Source organism: Pseudomonas sp. 39004 (assembly GCF_028682155.1).
Lineage (GTDB): Bacteria > Pseudomonadota > Gammaproteobacteria > Pseudomonadales > Pseudomonadaceae > Aquipseudomonas > Aquipseudomonas capeferrum.
Genome location: NZ_JANIAG010000307.1, coordinates 1 through 3,093, shown reverse-complemented (window position 1 = coordinate 3,093; position 3,093 = coordinate 1). Strand labels below are relative to the sequence as shown.

The window sequence follows — 3,093 nt, the reverse complement described above, 5'->3', positions numbered from 1 at the left end:
TGCGCCGCGCGGGCGGCGCTCGATCTGATAGGCGCTGAAAATGCCAAGCCAGGCACCTGGTGGCATTGAAATCGGCCTACGCGATGTGGATTCACCAACCTGGCGGTCGCTAACGATAGTGCAAGCGACCACCAGGCGCCGGCTTACTCGGGTGACAACAAGCGATAGGTGGATAGCAGACCTGAAACTCGCTGTCTTAGCCATGAATGGGCGATGAACCTTTCCGGGCTATCGTCGACCTGTGCCCCTTGGACAAGCGGATAGGAAAACGAATGGTATCTTTCGACCTTCAACGGATGCTGCTGGGCGAGCTGCCTGTGACCTTTCTTCTGGAGGTCGCCCTCAGGGTCTTGGCCGCATTTGCAGCCGTCTTCTTCTTCCTCAAATTCAGTGGCCGACGCGGAATCAAACAGCTCTCCCGCTTCGAGCTGGTCGTTATTCTGACCCTCGGCTCCGCTGCTGGCGATGTGACCTTCTACGAGGATGTTCCGCTGCTGCCGGTGGCCCTGGTCTTCTTGACGCTCCTGTTGCTGTATCGGGGTACGGTCTACCTCATGAAGCGGAGCAAGACGTGCGAAGCCTGGATTGATGGATTGCCGATAACGGTGGTGAAGGACGGAATGTACGAGATCCATTCGCTGCGCAATATGAACATTTCCTCGAATGAACTCTTCATGGAACTACGCCAACGCGGTGTAGAGCACTTGGGACAGGTACGTTTGGGCCTGTTGGAAACTGACGGTGAGCTCAGTTTGTATTTCTTTGAGCCGGAAGACACCAAGGCGGGTTTGTCAGTGCTCCCCTGCGAGCACCGCCCGCAATACTCCTCACCACCTTCTGCCGGCCTTTACTGTTGCGTGGGCTGTGGTTTTCCGACCTACCATGAGGCGCACGACTCGGTCGCATGTGAGCGCTGTGGCCATGTCGTTTGGTCCCCAGCGCTGGACACGCTACGCAATCGTTAGGCAGCGTGCTCAGCCTCGACCTTGGCCCGACGCTATTGACTGCCGTCGAAGCCGGGCGGCGCGTGAAATGCCTTGGGCGCCCGCGGGACCTAACCCACATCAAGCTCCCCAACGCACAACGCCATAAACCGTGCCGCCGCCCGCGAAGGCGTGGCGGCATGGGGCATCAGGATGGAAAAGCGCCTCACCAGCGGCTGCGGCGCAATCCGCAGCCGCTGCAACGCGCCATCTTCATGGCGAATCGACATGGCCGACACAAAGCCGATGCCCATCCCCGCCCGCACCGCTTCCTTTACCCCCTCCACGCCAGCAATCTCCAGCCCCACGCGCATCGCCACGCCACTGCGGGCAAACGCGCGTTCGACAATCTGCCGCACCCCCGACCCACTCTCGCGCAGCACCAAGGGGTAGGCACCCACAGATTCCAGGGTCTGCGGCTCGTCACCTGCCAACGGATGGCCACTGGGCACGATGGCGACGATCTCGTCTTCACGCCACGGCGTCACCCCCGTGCCCAGGGGCAGTTCCTGCCCGGGGGGGCCTTCGATCAGGGCGATGTCGACACTGCCCAGCGCGGCGACGATTTCTGCAGTGTTGCCATTGGAGGTGCTCACCGACACGTCCGGGTAGCGTGCATGGAAGTCGGCGATCAGGTACGGCAACAGGTAGCTGGCCGGGGTGGTACTGGCGCCGATGCGCAGCGTGCCGCGCTCCAGGCCCCGCATGGCCTCGCGCAGGGCTTGCGCCTGGCGAAAGGTGTCGCGCAGGCGCTCGGCATGGGCCAGCAGTTGCTCACCCGCAGCTGTCAGCCGCACGCCACGGCCGGCGCGTTGATAAAGCGGTTCGCCGAACGCCTCCTGCAGCAACTTCAGCTGCCCGGACACAGCCGGCTGCGACAGGTGCAACGCCTGGGCCGCATGGCTGATGTTGCCGTGCTCGGCAACCGTGGCAAACGTTATCAGTTGTTCTGGGGTCATGAATTGAAAATATCAGCAAAATGGATACTTCACATCCTAAATTACGATTTTTTATAAGCTTATAACCAGATTAACGTAGGCCTTGTCGAAACACTTTTCCCGGAGGACTCACATGGCCACGGTTCCGTCCCACCCCGCCTATACGCCTACCCTCTCTACCCGAGGGCGGCTCAATGGCATCCTGTTCGTCGCGCTGTTCGCGCTTGCCGTCACCCAGCTGGCGGCCTTGCCCGCCATCGCCAGCCTGGGTATCAGCCCCTTGATCGTCGGTATCGTTGCCGGTGCCTTGTATGGCAATGCACTGCGCGATGGCGTGCCGGCCAGTTGGGCGGCGGGCATCAATTTTTCGGCGCGCGGGCTGCTGCGCATCGCTGTGGCCTTCTTCGGCCTGCGGGTCAGCCTGCAGGAAATCGCCGAAGTCGGCTGGTCGGGGCTGACGGTGTCGCTGCTGGTGGTGGTCAGCACCCTGCTGATCGGCCTCTGGTGTGGCATGAAGCTGCTCAAGCTGGACCGCGACACCGCACTGCTCACCGCCGCCGGCAGTGCCATCTGCGGCGCGGCTGCGGTGCTGGCCTTCGAGTCGGCGCTGCGCAGCGCACCGCACAAGAGCGCCATGGCGGTCGGCAGCGTAGTGCTGTTCGGTACCCTGTCGATGTTCCTCTACCCACTGGCGATCAATGCCGGCTGGCTGCACCTCGATACCCTGGGCGCCGGGCTGTTCCTCGGCGGCACTATCCATGAAGTGGCCCAGGTGGTCGGCGCCGCGAGCAACGTCAGCCCCGAGGCTACGCACATTGCGACCATCGTCAAAATGACCCGGGTGATGCTGCTGGTGCCGGTGTTGCTGGTGGTGGGCTTGTGGATCAGCCGCGCGCGCCAGCCTGGCCAGGGCCAAGGCAACGGGCGCATCGCCATGCCCTGGTTCGCCTTCGGCTTCCTGGCGCTGGTGCTGGTGAACTCGCTGCAGGTGCTGCCTGGCAGTGTGACCCAGGCGGTGAATACGCTCGACACCTTTGCCCTGACCATGGCCATGACCGCGCTGGGCATGGAGACCCGATTCAGCCAGATCCGCCAGGCGGGGCCACGGGCGCTGATTACCGGGGCGATACTCAACCTGTGGCTGGTGGGCGGTGGGCTGGCCATTACCTTCG

3 protein-coding genes are annotated in these 3,093 nt (G+C 62.8%); 2 read left to right on the top strand and 1 reads right to left on the bottom strand.

The annotated features are described in order from the left end of the window. Positions 1-272 precede the first annotated feature (272 nt). On the top strand, positions 273-965 hold the full coding sequence (locus NP534_RS26395) for a DUF421 domain-containing protein (RefSeq protein WP_274100682.1): 693 nt from the start codon (positions 273-275) through the stop codon (positions 963-965). An 89-nt stretch (positions 966-1,054) separates the two neighbouring features. Here NP534_RS26395 and NP534_RS26390 read toward each other — a convergent pair whose 3' ends face one another. After that, positions 1,055-1,942: a LysR family transcriptional regulator gene (locus tag NP534_RS26390; protein ID WP_274100681.1), complete on the bottom strand. Its 888-nt coding sequence runs from the start codon at positions 1,940-1,942 to the stop codon at positions 1,055-1,057. Positions 1,943-2,054: 112 nt separating this feature from the next. Here NP534_RS26390 and NP534_RS26385 point away from each other — a divergent pair. Then, the coding region (locus tag NP534_RS26385; protein ID WP_274100680.1) for a YeiH family protein at positions 2,055-3,093 on the top strand (1,039 nt) is incomplete at its 3' end.